This is a genomic window from Mycobacterium liflandii (genome assembly GCF_022354805.1).
Lineage (GTDB): Bacteria > Actinomycetota > Actinomycetes > Mycobacteriales > Mycobacteriaceae > Mycobacterium > Mycobacterium marinum.
On record NZ_CP023138.1, the window covers coordinates 1,471,485 to 1,489,940 of the forward strand.

The 18,456-nt window shown below is 66.6% G+C and carries 13 protein-coding genes and 3 pseudogenes; 9 read left to right on the plus strand and 7 right to left on the minus strand.

The window, feature by feature from the left end:
• Positions 1-72: 72 nt before the first annotated feature.
• Together CKW46_RS06655 and CKW46_RS06660 are read right to left on the minus strand one after the other, a co-directional pair.
• Positions 73-2,235, minus strand: a complete 2,163-nt coding sequence (locus CKW46_RS06655; RefSeq protein ID WP_482052981.1) for an acyltransferase family protein — start codon at positions 2,233-2,235, stop codon at positions 73-75.
• A gap of 51 nt (positions 2,236-2,286) precedes the next feature.
• Positions 2,287-3,159: an alpha/beta hydrolase gene (locus CKW46_RS06660; protein ID WP_020727513.1), complete on the minus strand. Its 873-nt coding sequence runs from the start codon at positions 3,157-3,159 to the stop codon at positions 2,287-2,289.
• A gap of 224 nt (positions 3,160-3,383) precedes the next feature.
• On the opposite strand from CKW46_RS06660, the gene CKW46_RS06665 reads away from it, so the two are divergent.
• The 4 genes and pseudogenes from CKW46_RS06665 to CKW46_RS06680 all read left to right on the plus strand — a co-directional run bounded on the left by CKW46_RS06665 (position 3,384) and on the right by CKW46_RS06680 (position 10,542).
• The gene (locus tag CKW46_RS06665; protein ID WP_482052982.1) at positions 3,384-4,247 is read left to right on the plus strand and encodes a universal stress protein; all 864 of its coding nucleotides are present in this window, start codon (positions 3,384-3,386) and stop codon (positions 4,245-4,247) included.
• Positions 4,248-4,369: 122 nt separating this feature from the next.
• Positions 4,370-7,087, plus strand: a complete 2,718-nt coding sequence (locus CKW46_RS06670; RefSeq protein ID WP_482052983.1) for a cation-transporting P-type ATPase — start codon at positions 4,370-4,372, stop codon at positions 7,085-7,087.
• Between the two features lie 271 nt (positions 7,088-7,358).
• Complete coding sequence (locus CKW46_RS06675; RefSeq protein ID WP_117436566.1) at positions 7,359-9,047, plus strand: glycine/sarcosine N-methyltransferase; 1,689 nt, start codon at positions 7,359-7,361, stop codon at positions 9,045-9,047.
• A gap of 170 nt (positions 9,048-9,217) precedes the next feature.
• Positions 9,218-10,542, plus strand: a pseudogene (locus tag CKW46_RS06680) (amino acid permease).
• Positions 10,543-10,548: 6 nt separating this feature from the next.
• Here CKW46_RS06680 and CKW46_RS06685 read toward each other — a convergent pair.
• Entirely contained in the window at positions 10,549-11,460 is a 912-nt protein-coding gene (locus CKW46_RS06685) for a ketopantoate reductase family protein (protein ID WP_041298788.1), read from the minus strand.
• Positions 11,461-11,475: 15 nt separating this feature from the next.
• Positions 11,476-12,633, minus strand: coding sequence for an enolase C-terminal domain-like protein (locus tag CKW46_RS06690; protein ID WP_015354494.1), 1,158 nt, complete (start codon positions 12,631-12,633; stop codon positions 11,476-11,478).
• 212 nt (positions 12,634-12,845) lie between these two features.
• Here CKW46_RS06690 and CKW46_RS06695 point away from each other — a divergent pair, with 212 nt between their 5' ends.
• A complete protein-coding gene (locus tag CKW46_RS06695) occupies positions 12,846-13,193 on the plus strand; it encodes a DUF427 domain-containing protein (RefSeq protein ID WP_015354495.1) in 348 nt (115 codons plus the stop codon).
• On the opposite strand, the gene CKW46_RS06700 is transcribed toward CKW46_RS06695, so the two are convergent.
• The 3 genes and pseudogenes from CKW46_RS06700 to CKW46_RS06710 form a co-directional block, all read right to left on the minus strand.
• On the minus strand, positions 13,190-13,324 hold the full coding sequence (locus tag CKW46_RS06700) for a hypothetical protein (RefSeq protein ID WP_499019366.1): 135 nt from the start codon (positions 13,322-13,324) through the stop codon (positions 13,190-13,192). The two genes, CKW46_RS06695 and CKW46_RS06700, sit on opposite strands and share 4 nt — an antisense overlap.
• 27 nt (positions 13,325-13,351) lie before the next feature.
• Positions 13,352-13,489 (minus strand): annotated as a pseudogene (locus CKW46_RS06705) (glutaredoxin domain-containing protein); the annotation flags it as partial.
• A gap of 102 nt (positions 13,490-13,591) precedes the next feature.
• Positions 13,592-14,934, minus strand: a pseudogene (locus CKW46_RS06710) (HNH endonuclease signature motif containing protein).
• A gap of 171 nt (positions 14,935-15,105) precedes the next feature.
• Between CKW46_RS06710 and CKW46_RS06715 the strand changes: the two are divergent.
• The 4 genes from CKW46_RS06715 to CKW46_RS06730 all read left to right on the plus strand — a co-directional run bounded on the left by CKW46_RS06715 (position 15,106) and on the right by CKW46_RS06730 (position 18,455).
• Entirely contained in the window at positions 15,106-15,576 is a 471-nt protein-coding gene (locus tag CKW46_RS06715) for an APC family permease (protein WP_238559517.1), read from the plus strand.
• Entirely contained in the window at positions 15,573-16,442 is an 870-nt protein-coding gene (locus CKW46_RS06720; protein WP_232047489.1) for an APC family permease, read from the plus strand. The genes CKW46_RS06715 and CKW46_RS06720 overlap by 4 nt, the downstream gene beginning before the upstream one ends.
• A gap of 73 nt (positions 16,443-16,515) precedes the next feature.
• The gene (gene hemL, locus CKW46_RS06725; RefSeq protein ID WP_482052985.1) at positions 16,516-17,847 is read left to right on the plus strand and encodes a glutamate-1-semialdehyde 2,1-aminomutase; all 1,332 of its coding nucleotides are present in this window, start codon (positions 16,516-16,518) and stop codon (positions 17,845-17,847) included.
• Positions 17,847-18,455, plus strand: a complete 609-nt coding sequence (locus tag CKW46_RS06730; RefSeq protein WP_011738915.1) for a histidine phosphatase family protein — start codon at positions 17,847-17,849, stop codon at positions 18,453-18,455. Before hemL ends, CKW46_RS06730 begins: the two co-directional genes overlap by 1 nt.
• Position 18,456 lies beyond the last annotated feature (1 nt).

Below are 18,456 nucleotides of genomic sequence, written 5' to 3' on the forward strand. Positions count from 1 at the left end.
GCGCCCCCGCGTGGTTCATTCGCCAGAAAACTCGCCGAGGAATTTGGCCGTGATGACCGGCAATCGCCCGGGTCAGCCCGCGGCCAGGGCACGATCGGCGAGCGCGCCGATGACGGGTGCCAGTAACTGCGCGTATTCGGTCGTCAGGTGATTGTCGTCGCGGAACACCAGGGTGTTTCCGATGATCGTGGGGCAGCGATCCGGGGTGCAGAACAGGTCGGTCAGGTCCGCGTAGTGGCCCCCGCCGGCTTCGGTGGCAGTCTGTTCGGCGGCGACGCCGCCGGCGTTGGTAGCAGCGGAGCGCGACGGTGCGCATGCGCCGGCGTCGTCGAGATGGGCGGAAAGGCAGGTGGGCACCGACGACTGCGGATCCGCGACGGGCCCCAGGACCAGGACGCTCGAACCATTGCGACGCAGCTGCGCCACGGTCCGGTTCAAGGTGTCGATCCATGCGGGGTCATACGAGGCGAAGCTGAAGTCCGGTTGATAGCGCCGGCTCATGCTCAGCACCACGAACCGTGGCCGTTCGCTCTGTAGCCGCCCCATGATCTCGCCGCGCCACTGCTCACACTCGGTGTACTCGCGGCCCAGATACGGGCTGAGGATTGGTAGATCCTGCATCGGGCAGGTCACTTTGGCCAGCGTTTCAAGGCGCCAGTGGCGCTGTTCGGCAACCAATTGCAGCGCCGGGTCCCACATCGCGGCGTGCGAGTCGCCGACCAGGGCCACCGTTGTCGGCGAGGCGGTGTCGGCCGTTGCGCACTCGCTTTGACCGAGGTCGCGCCAGGAGCGCAGGCACCCGTTGACGAACACCGCCGCCTTGTCGCCGGGCGCGGCGGCCAGCGGTGGATTCAGGTTGGACGGGACCGCGCCCAGGCCGGCGGAGGCCGCGACCGCCGCGCGCACCGCGGCGAACGCCTGCTGGACCGCCGCCTCCTGTGGGCTGAGTGCTCGCTGGGGTAGCGCGGCCGGGGGCAGCGCAATGATCTTGGCTTCCGGGGCCGCGGTTCCATGGCCGACCGGTACCGGTATCGCGGTGAGCAGCAGCGCGCACGCGCACGCCGCGGCCGCGGTGGCCGCCGCCGCCAGTGTCAGGCTGGCCCGGACCGATCGCAATGCCGCGGTGAACCGCCCTGGATTCTCGACCAGATACATCGTGATCACCGCCAGGCCGGCGGAGACGGTCGTAGCGGCCAGCCGGGCCGGCAGGCCCGCGGGGTCACCCAGCAGCGGCGGCAGGAGCAGCAGCACCGGCCAGTGCCAGAGGTACCACGAGTAGGACACCCGGCCGATGGCGCGCATGACGGGCCGGCACAGCACCCGCCCGACCCCCATGGCACCGGTGACGCAGCCACTGCCGATCACCAGCGCGGTGCCCAGTACCGGCAGCAGCGCCGCCGTGCCGGGATACGGGGTGTTCGGGCCCAGTTGGGTGCAGGTGAGTAGCAGCAGCGCCAAACCGCCCCATCCGACGATGGTCGCCGGGACCAGCGGAAGCCGGCGCCACTGCTGCATCGTTAGGGCAACCAGGCCACCGACGGCGAGCTCCCAGGCCCGGGTCGGCAGCGAGAAGAACGCCCATGGCGGCGAGGTGCGGGTCCAGATTGCCGCGGCTGCCAGCGATGCCGCGGCCACCAGCACCAGGACCACCGCGTACGGGGTGGCGCCGCGGTTGTTCTTCCCGATACGTCGTAGCAACCACGCGGTTGCGATGATCAGCGCCGGCCAGACCAGATAGAACTGTTCCTCCACCCCGAGCGACCAGTAGTGCTGGAACGGCGATGGCGGCAGATCGGAGGCCATGTAGTCGGTGCCTTGCACGGCGAACCGGTAGTTGCCGACATAGAGGGCGCTGGCGATGCCGTCCACGAAGACCCGTCGTGCTTGTAGCGGCGGCAGCACAATGGCTGAGACGATCGCCGTGGCGACGCCCACGGTTGCCGCGGCCGGCAGCAGCCGGCGAGCGCGCGCACCATAGAAGCGGCCCAGCGCGACCGTATTCGTGGTGGTCACTTCGCGCCAAAGCAGCCCGGTGATCAGGAAACCGGAGATGACGAAGAACACGTCCACGCCGATGTAGCCGCCGGAGATCCCCGGAATACCCGCGTGGTACAGGACAACCGCCACCACCGCGATCGCGCGCAGGCCCTCGATGTCGGGGCGAAACGCGATTCGCGGACCGGGCCGCTGCGCTGCGCGGAGCTGGCTGGCGGACCGATCCTGCCGGATTGTCATCAACGTCGTCTTGTCATCAATTTGGTCGGTTCGTGGGGGCCGCACGCATGGCTAGGACGCCATCCAGGCGAGTTCACCGGGAAGGTGCTCGCGCCAGTACTCCGCGTCATGCCCGCCGGGGGAGAAACTGCCCGCCGGTGGATTCTTCAGCTGGTTCACGAATTGGCGGGTGGCGAAGTAAAAGCGGTCGCTGGTGCCGCAATCCACGCGCAGTGGAATCTGGTTGAGCGCCGGCAGACCCACCACGCGGTGCGCCATCCAATCGTCGTAGCTGTCAAAGGCTCCCGGCGCGCTGCCGGTGAAGGAGCTGAACAGGGCCGGGCTTATCGCACAGATCCCTGCGGTCCGTGCCGGGCCCAGCCGGGCCCCCAGCAGCAGCGCCCCGTATCCGCCCATCGACCAGCCCAGAAAACCTACCCGGGAGGTGTCCATCCCCATCGCGGCCAACATCGGCAACAGCTCCTCGAGCACCATTGCGCCGGAGTCCCCGCCGGAGGCCCTGCGGTGCCAGTAGGAGGTCTTGCCGCCGTCCACGCCCACCACGGCGAAGGGCGGCTTGCCGGACTTCACCAGCTGTGCGAGGCCTTCTTCGACACCGAGGTCGAGCATCATGCCCGCGTTGCCGTCCTTGCCGTGCAGGGCGATAACCGGACGCAGCAAGCCGGTCTGGCCGGGCGGAAGGGCGATCACCCAATTCGTCTTGATGCCGCCGCGAGCAGCCGAGATGAACGAGCCGGACAACCTGGTCGGCAGGCTGCTCCCGGCCGCCGGGGGCTCAAACGGAGCGGGTGCCTGCGGTGGGGCCGCCTTGGGTTCGAGGGGATTCAGCCATGCGCTCAGCGCCCACATCCCGGCGGCTCCTGCGCTGGTGCCGGCTCCCATACGCAGCACCGCGCGACGGGTCAGGTCAGCCACGAGCGCCATGATGCCGTGCCGACACCGGGTTTCCGGCCGAGGCACGCCGGACAACCGGGCAACGTAATTGTCGCGTGACATCCCGGCGTGCCCGGTGAGCGCGGCTAATCCACAGCGAGCCGTTGTGTAGCGAAGTTGCCGAAAAGTGCGGCGCGTAGATTCCGTTGTGGAGCAATGCGATGTGACCAGTGATGGCGGGCCTTGTTGCCCGGGACCTATCCAGGAGGTGCACCGTGCCGGTGAACGCGGTTGTGGGATACGACGGCTCGCCGGGGGCGAGCACGGCGATAGAAGCCGGTGCGTTGTTGTTCCCAGGAGCGCGCGGATGGATCACCTATCTCTGGGTTCCGCCGTTCGCCAGCGAAAAGGTGCGCCGGCGTCTGCGGCCCATGGCCAGCAACACCAACGAGTTGGTCGAGATGGTGGAGCGCGAGGGGGAGCTCGAGGCCCGGCGAGTGGTCGCGATGGGCGCGACCCTGGCCCGCGCCGCCGGATGGGATGCCGAACCGGTGCTCAAGCGGACTTGGGGGCCCGAAGGACTGCGCATGGCCGAGGAAGCCGACGAAGTTCAGGCAGACCTGGTACTCGTCGGCACCCGGGGGCTCGGCGGGACGCAAGCGGTGCTGGGCAGCGTGGCCGACATGGTGCTGCACCGCTGCCCGCGACCGGTGGTCGTGGTGCCCAATCCGATGCTGGCAGCCGAGTACGACGCGCTGCCGAAGGGGCCGATGGTGGTGGGATGGGACGGCTCGGCCGGCTCGGAAACGGTGTTGGCGGCGGCCAGACGCCTGTGCCCGGACCGGGAGGTGGTGCTGGTGTTCGTCGGCGACGGTAGTGCGCCTCCGCCCGCGGCGGGCGTGGGAGAGCTTCGGCAGCTGAGTGTCGAACGTGGTCGCGGTTTCCACGCTCGAGCCGTCTCCGAAGCGTTCGTAGCGGCCGGACAGGACAACGGCGCGGCCCTGCTGGTGGTCGGCTCGCGGGGACATTCCGGCGCGCGCGAGACATTGCTTGGCAGCGTCGCAATGGGCACCGTGCACCACTCCCATCGGCCGGTCCTGGTGGTGCCGAGCGGGTGGCAGGTTCCCGCCGACTCCTGAGCGCCGACGGGGCGCTTGGACCTAGGTCCGCGCGGTGGGTGACTTCCGACTCTGACCCCGCAGGGGTTTGATCAGGCAGGGTGGGAGCCATGACTTGTCGGTTTCCTGGCGAGGTGAGGTGATTGTCGGTATCGGTGACCGCCACCGCGGCCCATCACGGTCTGCCGGCCCACGAAGTGGTGCTGTTGCTGGAGACCGATCCGCACCGCGGATTGTCCGATGGCGAGGCGGCCGAGCGACTGCAGCGATTCGGGCCCAACGCCCTGCCGCTGGCCAAACGTGGTGGCTTGCTGCTGCGCATTCTGCGGCAGTTTCACCACCCGCTGATCTATGTGCTGCTGGTTGCCGGGGCGATCACCGCGGGCTTGCAGGAGTACATCGACTCCTCGGTGATCTTCGGGGTGGTCGTCCTCAACGCAATCGTGGGTTTCATTCAGGAGTCCAAGGCCGAGTCGGCGCTGGAGGGGCTGCGGTCCATGGTGCGCACCCAGGCCACGGTGATTCGGGACGGCCACGAGCACACCGTGGCTTCCGAAGATCTCGTTCCCGGAGATTTGGTGCTGCTCGAGAGCGGCGACAAGGTGCCGGCCGATCTGCGACTGGTGCGAGCAACGGAACTGCACCTCAACGAGTCGGCGCTGACCGGGGAGTCGGCGGCGGTCCACAAATCCGTGGCCGTACTGCCGGAGGCAACTCCGGTAGCCGACCGACTCAACATGGTCTATTCGGGCACCTTGGTTACCGCGGGCCGGGGCGCGGGCATCGCGGTCGCGACCGGCACCGAGACTGAACTGGGCGAAATTCATCGCCTCGTCGGGGCTGCGGAAACGCTCATGACGCCGCTGACCGCCAAACTCGCCTGGTTCAGCAAGGTCCTGACCATCGCCATCCTGGGTCTGGCGGCGGTCACCTTCGCCGTCGGGCTGCTTCGGCAGCAGGACGCCGTCGAGACCTTTACCGCCGCGATCGCGCTGGCGGTCGGTGCGATTCCCGAAGGCCTGCCGGCCGCGGTGACGATCACCTTGGCGATTGGGGTGGCCCGCATGGCCAGGCGCCGCGCCGTCGTCCGGCGCCTGCCGACGGTGGAGACGCTGGGCAGCACCACGGTGATCTGTACCGACAAGACCGGAACGCTGACCGAAAACCAGATGACCGTTCAGGTGATCTGGACCCCCGACGACGTCGTTGAGGTGACCGGCACCGGCTACGCACCCGACGGCATCCTGCAGGATTGCGATGGCGCACCGATGTCGATGGACGCGAATGCGGCGTTGCGCTGGTCCTTGATCGCCGGGGCGAGCTGCAACGATGCCGCGCTCACCCATGACGACGCGCGCTGGGACATCGTCGGCGATCCCACTGAGGGGGCGATGCTCGTCGTTGCCTCAAAGGCCGGGCTCGACCTCGGGCGACTCGCGTCCGGAATGCCACGAGAGGCGGCCATCCCGTTCAGCTCCGAGCGCCAGTACATGGCCACGTTGCATCGCGACGGTGCCGATCGTGTGGTGCTGGCCAAGGGCGCGGTGGAGCGAGTGCTCGAGCTGTGCAGCTCGCAGATGGGTGCCGACGGCGCATTGCGCCCGCTGGAGCCTGGCGCTGTCGTGGACGCTGCCGAAATGCTCACCGCCCGAGGTTTGCGGGTCCTGGCCACCGCGGTGCGTGTTGGCGGCAGTCCCCTGGAGCTCAACGAAGACACGCTGCCGGGCGACCTGGCGTTCACCGGGTTGCACGCGATGCTCGATCCGCCCCGGGGGGCCGCGCGGCGTGCGGTGGCGGCCTGTCACACCGCCGGCATCGACGTGAAGATGATCACCGGTGATCACGCCGGCACTGCCACGGCGATCGCGGCGCAGGTGGGGTTGCTCGACGATGGCGGACCCGGCCCGGGTGCCGTTCTTACAGGCCCTGACCTCGCCGCGCTGGACGCCGAAGACTATTCCGACGCCGTGGACCAGGCCACCCTGTTCGCCCGGGTCTCGCCCGAGCAGAAGCTGAGACTGGTCCAGGCCCTACAGGCCAGAGGGCACGTGGTCGCGATGACCGGCGACGGCGTCAACGATGCGCCGGCGCTGCGGCAGGCCAGCGTTGGTGTCGCGATGGGCCGAAGCGGCACCGAAGTCGCCAAGGACGCGGCTGACATGGTGCTGACGGATGACGACTTCGCCACCATCGAAGCTGCGGTCGAAGAGGGACGCGGGGTATTCGTCAATCTGACGAAGTTCATCACCTGGACACTGCCCACCAACATCGGTGAAGGGTTGGTGATCCTTGCCGCCATCGCATTCGGCACCGCCCTGCCGATCTTGCCGACTCAGATCTTGTGGATCAATATGACCACCGCGATCGCGCTCGGACTGATGCTGGCGTTCGAGCCCAAAGAGGCGGCCATCATGTCCCGTCCGCCGCGCGACCCGGACCAGCCGTTGTTGACGCGCACGCTGGTGGGGCGCATTCTGCTGGTCTCCACGCTGCTCGTGGCCTCAGCCTGGTGGCTGTTCGAATGGGAGGTCGGCAAGGGCGCCAGTGTCGAAGCTGCCCGGACCGCGGCGCTGAACCTCTTTGTTGTCGTTGAGGCGTTCTACCTCTTCAGTTGTCGGTCGCTGACCCGCTCGGCCTGGCGGATCGGCTTCTGGTCCAACCGCTGGATCATTTTTGGGGTCGCTGCTCAAGCGATCGCCCAACTTGCCATCACCTACCTTCCCGCGATGAACGCGGTCTTTGCGACGGCGCCGATCGGCGCCCCGGTATGGCTGCGTATCTTCGGCGTCGCCACCGTGGTCAGCTTGGTTGTGGCCGCCGACAAGTTGGTGCGCAGGATAGCCCCAGCACAGCGCAGGTAATTCTGACCTACGTGCACTGTTGCTCACGGACATCACTAGACTCAACGGCGCGGTGCGGGAGCGATGGGCTGGTGCGGTTTTTGGTCCGCTTCCCAGGAGTGGCACATAGGTGCTGTCGGGATGGCGTCGTTTTCGCTCAGCGGAATGCATCGCAGGATTGAACTCGCCCCCGGGCCCGTGGGTGGGTATCGAGGCATTCCATGGCCACAAGTACACCGCGCGCGATCGGGTCGCGGTATTTGCGTGCGGGCTAGCGGAGAAGAAAGGCTAGATGACTAGTTTATCTATCCATCAAGAAAACGCTGAACTGCAATTAAACGATCAAATCTACGGCGACGATTCGTTGTCCGATCGTGAAACGGGACTTTATCGCGCTGAATACGTGATGAGTTTTGTGGAGAAATGGGGCGAGCTGATCGACTGGGATGCTCGCTCCGAGTCCGAGGGGCGGTTCTTTGTTGACGTGCTGCGCGCCCGCGACAAGCAGAACATTCTCGACGTCGCGACGGGCACCGGGTTTCACTCGGTGCGTCTCACTGAGGCGGGATTCAATGTGACCAGTGCTGATGGTTCGGCGGCGATGCTGGCCAAGGCATTTGAGAACGGTCGCAAGCGGGGCCTCATCCTGCGAACCGTGCAGGCCGATTGGCGGGAGCTGAACCGCGACATCCAGGGCAAGTACGACGCCACCATTTGTCTTGGCAACTCGTTCACTCACTTGCATGATGAACACGATCGGCGTCGGGCCCTGGCCGAATTTTATGCGGCATTACGCCATGATGGGATTCTCATCCTCGACCAGCGAAATTATGATGAGATACTCGATCACGGGTTCAAGTCAAAGCACAAATATTACTACTGTGGTGATCAGGTGACGGCGGAGCCGGAATATGTCGATGAGGGCCTCGCTCGTTTCAAGTACGATTTCCCGGACGGCTCGGAATACACGCTGAACATGTTTCCGCTGCGGAAGTCCTATGTTCGTCGCTTGATGCGCGAAGCGGGCTTTACGACGGTGCGCACCTACGGGGATTTCCAGGAATCCTACGAGGAGACCGAACCCGATTTCTTCATCCATGTCGCGGAGAAGTCCTTGGCCAGTGAGGCGCTGGCCGAGCCCGATATTGATGCGGCGTTGACCGGCACTCGGGCCGAGCCCGAGGCCTACTACGACAGCGATGACGCCAACGCCTTCTACTCGATGATCTGGGGCGGCGAGGACATTCACGTCGGCTGCTACGAGGACACCTGCGATATCGGGGCGGCCGCGAGAAAGACCGTGGACCGCATGGTGCGCCAGTTGACCCGGTTCGACGGCGATACCCGGGTCTTGGACCTGGGGGCCGGCTACGGCGGCTGCGCCCGGCACCTCGCCAGCGACTACGGCAGTTCGGTGACCTGTCTGAACATCTCCGAAGCGCAGAACGAGACGAACCGGGAGCGCAACCGCAATGCGGGCCTGGACGCCAAGATCCGGGTGGTGCACGGCAGCTTTGAAGCGATTCCCGAGCCCGACGGCAGCTACGACGTCGTCTGGTCGCAGGACGCCATCTTGCATGCCGCCGACCGCCGAAAGGTGATCGAGGAGGCGTTCCGGGTGCTCAAAGCCGGTGGCGAGTTGATCTTCACCGATCCGATGCAGGCCGACGAGGTGCCCGACGGTGTGCTGGCGCCGGTGTATGACCGGCTGAACCTGGCCGACCTCGGCTCGATGCGTTTCTATCGCGAAACCGCGTTGGCAGTGGGTTTCGAAGTGGTTGATCAGATCGACCTGGTGCACAACCTGGGGGTCCACTACCAGCGGGTGCTCGAGGAACTCGAGACCCGCCGTCGTGAACTCGAGGAGCATTCGTCCACCGAGTACCTGGACAAGATGCGGGTCGGCCTGCGGAACTGGGTGGACTCCGCGCGTGAGGGGCACCTGGCCTGGGGCATCCAGCACTTCCGCAAGCCCCACTGACGTACCCGAGCCACCCCGGCAACTCGGTCGCACACCGATTTGCCGGGGTGGCCCGTTTCGTGAGTCAATCGGTCGATGCGCGGTCTGGACCGCCCCGACCTCCTGGAAGGCAGCCGTCAATAGATAACCGATTAGGACTGCGGCAAGGGTTAACGCAGCGTCAGCTCAACATGATCGCGATCGGCGGTGTCATCGGGGCCGGCCTTTTCGTCGGGTCCGGTGTGGTCATCCGCGCTACCGGTCCCGCCGCCTTCCTGACCTACGCGCTGTGCGGTCTGCTGATCCTTCTGGTGATGCGGATGCTCGCCGAGATGGCCGCCGCGAATCCGTCCACCGGGTCGTTCGCCGACTTTGCTGCCGACGCCCTCGGCGGCTGGGCCGGGTTCTCGGTCGGCTGGCTGTACTGGTACTTCTGGGTGATCGTGGTCGGCTTCGAGGCCGTCGCCGGAGCAAAAGTCCTGATGTACTGGATTCATGCGCCGTTGTGGCTGCTCTCGTTGTGTCTGATGATCATGATGACGGCGACGAACCTGTTCTCGGTGTCGTCCTTCGGTGAGTTCGAGTTCTGGTTTGCGGGCATCAAGGTGGCCGGCATCGTGGTGTTCCTGGCCCTCGGCGCCGCGTTCGCCTTTGGTTTGCTACCGGGTCACCATATGGATTTCGGCAACCTCACCTCACACGGCGGACTTTTTCCCAAGGGCGTGGAGCCGGTCTTCGCCACCGTTGTGATCGCGATCTTCTCCATGACCGGAACCGAAATCATCACCATCGCTGCCGCCGAAACGCCTGACCCGGAATATGCGGTGCAGCGAGCGATGAGCACGGTGATGGCCCGCATTGCGGTGTTTTTCGTCGGGTCGGTTTTTTTGCTCGTCGTGATTCTGCCGTGGGACACGATCGACCCCGGCACCTCGCCCTATGTTGCGGCCTTCCAACGCATGGGGATTCCCGGCGCGGACCAGATCATGAACGCGGTGGTGGTCACCGCGGTGCTGTCCTGTCTGAACTCGGGCCTCTACACCGCGTCGCGAATGATGTTCGTGCTTGCCGGGCGACGGGAGGCGCCGGCCTCGCTGGTGAAAGTCAGCCGCCGGGGGGTGCCCTACGTGGCCATCCTGGCCTCGTCGGCGGTGGGCTTTTTGTGCGTGATCATGGCCTGGATCGCGCCCACCACGGTATTCATCTTCCTGCTCAATTCCTCTGGTGCGGTTCTGCTTTTCGTCTACCTGCTGATCGCTTTCTCCCAGATCGTCTTGCGCGGCCGAACCCCACCGGAGAAGCTGCGGGTGCGGATGTGGTTTTTCCCTGGCTGCCGATTCTCACGGTGGTCGGCATCTTCGTTGTGCTGGTCCGCATGGCTTTCGACGACGCCGCGCACAGCCAGTTCTGGCTCAGCATGTTGTCCTGGGTTGCCGTGCTCGGGATCTACGGGATAACCAGGCTGATCAACCGCAACAGCCGGATGCGGCCCCGGGGCCAAACCAGCGACGTGTGACAACCCCTAATCCGAATTCACTGCACTCCATTGCCGTTCGACCGACTTGACCAACGCGGTCAGTGTCGTGTTCACCGGTGTCGGCACCCCGACCGCGCCGTTGATCACGTCTATCTCGCTGGCCCGGCGCGCCTCGTGGTCGAGCAGCGCCGACGGTTTTGCGTTGGGCATTGCGGCGCCGAAGGCGCGCGCGTGTGCGACGGGGTCGGTGACGGCAACCGCGATCCCTGATGCCCGCGCCACTGCCCACGCTTCCGTTGCCGCCGCACGGCTGACCGGGCCCATCTCCGCGTCATCGAGCACCTGGCCCACGGTCATCCCGGTCAATGCGCATGGCGCGCTGTAGGCGACATTGCAGATCAGCTTTTCCCACTGCATCGCAGCGATATCGGTGACGGCCGCAGCGTCGAAGCCCGCCTCGGTCCAGGCGTGGGCAATGCGCTCGACGGTCTCGTGCGGCAGCGACGAATAGGCGCCGAAGCGCATCGCTTTCATCGCGTTGTGGTGCACGTGCCCGGGCGCGAGCCGGGCCGCGCCGAATCCGCTTGCGATCCCAACCGCGACCCGCTGCTCACCGACGATGTCGGCGACCGTCTCGGCCGAACCGAGACCGTTTTGAATGGTCAGCACTGGTGTGTCGGCGCCAAGCATGCACAGCGCTTGCCGTGCGCCCGCCGCCACGTCCGCGGCCTTGACGGCAAGCACCACCAGGTCCATCACCTCGGTGGGCGCAGTGGTGGCTGCTCGCAGCGACACCAGCTGGTCAGTGCCGGGGCCGCTGACCCGCAGACCGGTTCGGGTGATCTGGTCGACGTTGGGTTGGTGACGGTCGATCACCGCGACGTCGTTGTCCGCTCCGGCGAGTCTGGCGGCGTAGATGGAACCCATTGCACCGCAGCCGATTATCGCAATCTTCAACGCACTCTCCCGAGGCTACCTCGTCAGTTCGCTGATCAGCTCGCCAAGGCCGGGTTTGCGTTCGAGCCCGAACCCCGGCGCATCCGTGGGCACGATCTGCCCGTCGCGCAACACGCAGCCATCGCAATAGCCGCCGAAGGGCTGGAACACCCCCGGATAGGACTCGCATCCGCCCAATCCGAGGCCCGCGGCGATGTGCAGGTTGATCATGTGTCCGCCGTGCGGGTATGCGCAACGGCGGTCGAACCCGTGCGCCTCGATCAACTCGAGCATCCGCACGTACTCGCCCAACCCGTAGCTCAGGCCGGCGTCCATCTGAAAGATGTCACGGCCCGCGCGCATGCCGCCATAGCGGACCAGATTGGTTACGTCGGGTACCGAGAACAGGTTTTCGCCGGTGGCAACGGTGCCTGCGTAGCAGCCGGTCACCGCACGGTTCAGCTCGAAATCCAATGGGTCACCGGGTTCTTCGTACCAGCGCAGTCCGTAGGGGGCCAACCTCGCGGCCCAGCGCGTCGCGGCGGCCCGGTCGAACCTGCCGTTCGCGTCCACCGCCACCCGATCTGCGCCCACGACGTCGATGACCGCCTCGATGCGCGCCAGGTCGTCGCGCTGCGCCACGCCGCCAATCTTCATCTTGACCGCGTCATAGCCCAGATCCAGATAGCGGCGCATCTCATCGCGCAGGGCGTCCAGGCCGCCGCCCGGGTAGTAGTAGCCGCCGGCGGCATACACCGAGACCAGCGGGGCCGGATCCCGTCCGAAGCGGCGCGCGATGGTCGCGTATGCGGGCTCGTCATTGAGCTTGGCGGCCAGATCCCAGCACGCCAGTTCCACGGCGGCGGCCGCGCCGGCCCGGTCCCCATGTCCGCCGGGCTTCTCGTCGCAAAGCGCATGCCGCAGCACAGCGGCCGGGTCGAGGTGTCCGCGCTGGTCCAGCAGTGCATCTTCGGGCGCCGCGAGCACGCGGGGGATCATTCGGTCGCGCAGGATCCCGCTTTGGGCGAATCGCCCAATCGAGTTGAAAGCCACCCCCGTAAACGGTTTTCCGTGCCGGATCACGTCGCTGACCACGGCGACGAGCGAGACCGTGTGCTGGCTGAAGTTGACGACCGCGTTGGCGGGTCCACCGAGTAGCCGGACCGGCCGCTCCAGGATCGCGACGATCCGCATCACCAGGGGCTCAAGGAGTCCGGGTCAGTAGCACGGCGCTGTCATTTGCCCTGGGGCGAATCGCGCGAGGCGTTCGGGGAATTGCATGTCACCATCCAACTCGTTGCGCAGGGCTGATCTCAAGGTCATGGGCATTACTCGCGGCAATTCGCCCACTCAGCACGCGAACGGGTGGACTATCGATCAGACAGAAGTGTCGAGGAGGTGGGCCAATGATCCGCGCCGTGTGGAACGGAACCGTGCTGGCAGAAACGCCCCGGACGGCAAGGGTGGAGGGCAATCACTATTTCCCGCCCGAATCGGTGCATCGCGTGTACTTGCGGGAAAGCACGACCACTTCGCTGTGCCCCTGGAAGGGCGTGGCCCACTACTACACCGTCGTGGTCGACGGCCGTACGAATCCCGACGCCGCCTGGTTCTATCCGCGTCCTAGCCCGCTGGCCCGTCGCATCAAGAATCATGTCGCGTTCTGGAACGGCGTGGATGTCGAAGGTGAACCCGAGGGCGAGGCGACCGGCCTGGTGTCTCGGGTGGCCGGCTGGCTTGGCGGCAAGCGTTAGCGTCGGGAAAACCAGCCCCTGCTGGTGTTGCGTTGTTCCAGGAGTTCCGGTGCCTGGGTGCGCACCGCGTCGATGACTTGGCCGGCCGTCGGGTTGACCATCGCCACGTCGCCGACCACCACGGTCGGCACCGTCTCGTTGCCGTCTGCGACTGAGCGAACCGCCGCGGCCGCATCTGGATCCGTCCAGATGTTGATCTCTCGGGTCGGTAGCCCGCGCCGGCGGAGCCCGCGGCGCAGGCGCCAACAGAACGGACAGCCAGGCCGCCAATAAACCACCACTTCGTGCTCGCTCATAACCTCACGTCCTCATCCAATGGACCACTGATGGCCAGCGTGATACCCATACTGCACGCAGGCAACGGCCGCGCCGGCCAATCCCAGAAGTGATCGCGGCCGTCAATCCGGTGCCGCCCGGTCGTCCAAGAGGCGTTCGGGATGGTGGTAGTCGTTGGTGCGGGCGCCGCGACGAAGTTGGGGTGGCGGGAGCCATGCGGTGCGGCTGTTGGGGAGTTTTATTGTCTGCCAGCTCTTTCCGGCAAGCCTGTGGTGCGGTGTGCAGGCGAAGGTGAGGTTGTCGACGTCGGTCGGGCCCCCGGCGGCCCAGTCGGCGAGGTGGTGGACTTCGCACCAGTAGCCCGGGGCGTCGCAGCCGGGGTGGGTGCAGCCGCGCTCGGCGGCGTAGAGGACCACGCGCTGGTCGGGCGAGGCGATGCGCCGGGTGCGCCCCAGATATAGGGGCCGGTTGGAGTGCTCGTCGAAAACGGCCAGATAGTGGTAGGCGTGCCGGGCCATGCGGATGACATCGCGCATGGGGAGCAGGGTCCCTCCGCCGGTGACGGCGCGGCCGGTGGCCGCGGTGAGTTCTTGCAGGGTGGTGGAGACGATGACGGTCACCGGCAGCCCGTTGTGAGTGCCCAGGGCTGGGTCACCGAGTTGGCCGCGCACCAGCGCGTTGAGGGCGTCGTGTTGGCGTTGGGCGGGGCGGCGGGCGTCGGTAGCGGCGGCGTCTTCGGTGGGTTCGTCAGTGACACAGGGGGTTTGGTTGTCGGGGTTGCACATGCCGGGAGCGGCGAAGCGCGCCAGCCAGGCGTCGAGGTTGGCGCGCAGTTCCGGGGTGGCGATCAGTTTCCCGATGCTCATGCCGTCGCGGCGTTGGGCGCACCAGGTGAACCCACGCTGACGTGCCCGGTCGGCATCGGAGAACCTGCCGTCCGGGTTGATCAGCAGGGCGCAGCGGTGTGGGGCCTTTTCCAGTTGGTCGGGACGCAGTTGCAGGGCCTGGTGGGCCAGCAGCTTCTCGGCGTCCGCAACGATTTGCGGCGCGGTGTCCTGCGGTAGATCGCGCACGAAGGTCGCAATGACGCGCAGGTGCTGGCCATCGAGCTGACCGTCGCGCCAGGCCCGCGCGGTGGCGGGCAGTTCCGGGGCAGCACCTGCCCGGTCAGGGTGGTCCGGGCAGACAGTTGTTGAGCATCACGCAGCCGGCGACGGGCGTTCGTGGGGGTGATGCGTAGCCAGTCGGCGACGACCTTGGTCACCGGCCCACCGATGGCGGCGGGATCCTCGGTGTACAGGCCGGCGATCACGTCGTGGCTGATCACCGCCTGCAGGCGTCGAGCGGTTTCCAGCCGCGCCAGCATACGCAGCCGCTCGACAGGCTGCAGACCCTCGAGGTGGGCTTCGCCGATCGCCGCCACAGCGGCATCGAGGGCGTCCAGAAGACCGGCAATCGAACGCATATTCGAATGCTAGATCGTCCGCACTGGTAGCCACCACGCCATAGCGGCCGGTTGTGGATGAACGTCCGGGTGTGGATAGATTCGGTCGCCCGGATCAGATCGCGATTAGCCTGGCTTGGTGCAGGTGGGCCGTGTGAGTCGGATCGACGAGGCGCACACGGCGGCGTGGGGATGGCGGTGACCACCGGGGCTCGCTCCGAGCTGCAGAAGGCGCTGGGGCAGCGGTCGGCCGTGCTGTTCGGTCTCGCGTATATGACGCCGATCATCGTGCTGGGCATCTTCGGGGTGATCGCCGAACGATCGAAGGGCGCCAGCGCCGGGTCCTACCTGCTGGCCACCGTCGCGATGCTGTTCACCGCGCAGAGCTACGGGGTGATGGCACGGCACTTTCCGGTCGCCGGCTCGGCCTACACCTACGTGCGCAAGGCGCTGGACGCCCGGGTGGGCTTCATGGTCGGCTGGGCGGTCCTGTTGGACTACCTATTTTTGCCGTTGGTGATCTGGTTGATCGGCGGCTCCTATTTGCAAGACCGGTTTCCCGCCGTGCCGTTTTGGACATGGATCGTGGGCTTTGCCGCCCTGACCACCGTGCTCAACCTCATCGGGCTCAAAGTCGCCGACCGGGCGAACTTCATCCTGTGACGTTTCAACTGCTGATCCTGGCCTTCTTCGTGGCGCTGACGATTGGGTATCTGGTCGGTGACTCGCGGTCACTGCTTTCACTGACCCCGTTCACCGGCAACGGAGGGTTTACGGCGATCACCGCGGGAGCGGCGGTGGCCGCCTACTCATTTCTGGGTTTCGACGCTGTCAGCACGCTGACCGAGGAGACCCACGATGCCGAGCGCACCATCCCGCGGGCCATTGTGCTGATCGCGCTGATCGGCGGGGCCATCTTCGTCACCGTCGCCTACGTTGTCAGCCTGGTGGCCCCGGGCAGTTCGTTTCCCGATGCCGATTCGCTTTCCGAGGGTGTCGCCAGGACCATCGGCGGCAATCTGTTCGCGGCGGTCTTCCTGGCCGCCTTGATCATCGGCCAATTCACCTCCGGGCTTGCCGCGCAGGCGGCGGTCTCGCGCCTGCTCTATGCGATGGGTCGCGACGGCGTCCTGCCCAGGCGGGTGTTCGGCGTGGTCTCCGCGAAGTTTCACACCCCGATGTTCAACATCATGCTGACTGGCGCGGTGGGCATGGCCGCGATCCTGCTCAGCGTCGCAACGTCGACGTCATTCATCAACTTCGGTGCGTTCACGGCCTTCACGCTGGTCAACGTGTCGGTGGTGGTGTACTTCGTGCGGGAGCGCGGGGCCGGGTTGCCCCGATGGCGCTATCTGGTGCTCCCGGTGATCGGCGCCGCCGTCGATATCTACCTGCTTGCCCACCTGGCATCCGACGCGTTGATCGTCGGATTGTCCTGGGCCGCCATCGGCTTTCTCTATCTGCTGTGGCTCACCCGCGGCTTGACCAGGCAGCCACCGGACCTGGCGGGCGCGGCCGAGCGCGGGTAGCGAGCTCACGAGGCAGCGGCAAGTCTTACACCCTGTAGTTGAACCGGTCGGCGAGGCTGGGACACTGGTTGCCATGGGCAGCACTGACCAGGCGGTCACCAGCGTGCGCAGGTCGGCGCAGCTGTTTACCGACGCGTGCGCGGTTATCCCGGGTGGGGTGAACTCCCCGGTGCGGGCGTTTACCGCCGTCGGCGGCACCCCGCGGTTCATCACCGAAGCGCACGGCTGTTGGCTTACCGACGCGGATGGGAATCGCTACGCAGACCTGGTGTGCTCGTGGGGCCCGATGATTCTCGGTCATGCGCACCCCGCCGTGGTCGAGGCGGTTTCCCGGGCCGCCGTCAACGGATTGTCGTTCGGGGCGCCGACGCCCACTGAGACCGAGCTGGCCGCCGAAATGATCGGGCGGGTGGCACCGGTCGAGCGGCTGCGCCTGGTCAACTCCGGTACCGAGGCCACCATGAGCGCCGTGCGGCTGGCGCGTGGGTTCACCGGCAGGTCCAAGATCATCAAGTTCTCCGGCTGCTACCACGGGCATGTGGACGCGCTGCTGGCCGACGCGGGTTCGGGCGTGGCCACCCTGGGCCTGCCGTCGTCGCCGGGGGTCACCGGCGCCGCGGCGGCCGACACCATCGTGTTGCCCTACAACGACCTCGAGGCCGTGCGGCAGACGTTCGCACAGCACGGGGAACAGATCGCCGCGGTGATCACCGAGGCCAGCCCGGGCAACATGGGGGTGGTCCCACCCGGGCGCGGCTATAACGCGGCGTTGCGTGCGGTCACCGCCGAACACGGTGCGCTGCTGATCGTCGACGAGGTGATGACCGGATTCCGGGTCAGCCGCAGCGGTTGGTATGGAATCGATCCGGTCGACGCCGACCTGTTCACCTTCGGCAAGGTGATGAGCGGCGGGCTGCCCGCGGCCGCATTCGGCGGACGGGCCGAGGTCATGGAGCGCTTGGCGCCATTGGGGCCCGTTTACCAAGCCGGCACCTTGTCGGGCAATCCGGTGGCGATGGCGGCCGGACTGGCGACCCTGCGCGCGGCCGATGACGGTGTCTATGCCGCACTGGATGCCAACGCCGATCGGCTGGCCCGGCTGCTGGCCGGGGCGTTGACGGATGCCGGTGTGGCGCATCAGATTCCGCGCGCGGGCAACATGCTCAGCGTGTTCTTCAGCGAGACGCCGGTCACCGATTTCGCCGCCGCGCGCAATAGTCAGACGTGGCGTTTCGCTCCGTTCTTTCATGCCCTGCTGGATGCGGGCGTCTACCCGCCGTGCAGTGCATTCGAGGCGTGGTTCGTCTCGGCCGCCCTTGATGACACCGCGTTCGAGCGGATCGCTGACGCGTTGCCCACCGCAGCGCGGGCGGCCGCCAACGCCACCCCGGAGAGCAGACCCTGATGGCTGAACAGACTCGAGTCCACGTCGTGCGCCATGGCGAGGTGCACAACCCCACCGGGGTTCTCTACGGTCGGCTGCCTGGATACCGCCTGTCCGAGACCGGCGCGGCACAGGCGGCCGCGGTGGCCGAATACCTGGCTGACCGCGATGTTGTCGCCGTTGTCGCATCTCCACTGCAGCGTGCGCAGGAGACCGCCGCGCCGATAGCCGCCGCGCACGAACTGGCGATCGACACCGATCCCGACCTGATCGAATCGGCGAACTTTTTCGAGGGCCGCCGTGTCGGCCCCGGGGACGGCGCCTGGCGTGACCCGCGGGTGTGGTGGCAGCTGCGCAACCCGTTCACCCCGTCCTGGGGCGAGCCCTACCTCGAGATCGCGCAGCGGATGGCGACCGCGGTGGACAAGGTGCGCGCTCGCGCCGCCGGGCACGAGGCGGTCTGCGTCAGCCACCAGCTGCCGGTCTGGACGCTGCGGTTGCATCTGACCGGTAGGCGGCTGTGGCATGACCCGAGGCGCCGAGACTGTTCGCTGGCATCGGTGACCTCCCTGGTTTATGACGGTGACCGGCTGGTCGACGTGGTGTACTCCGAGCCGGCAGGCGCTTGAC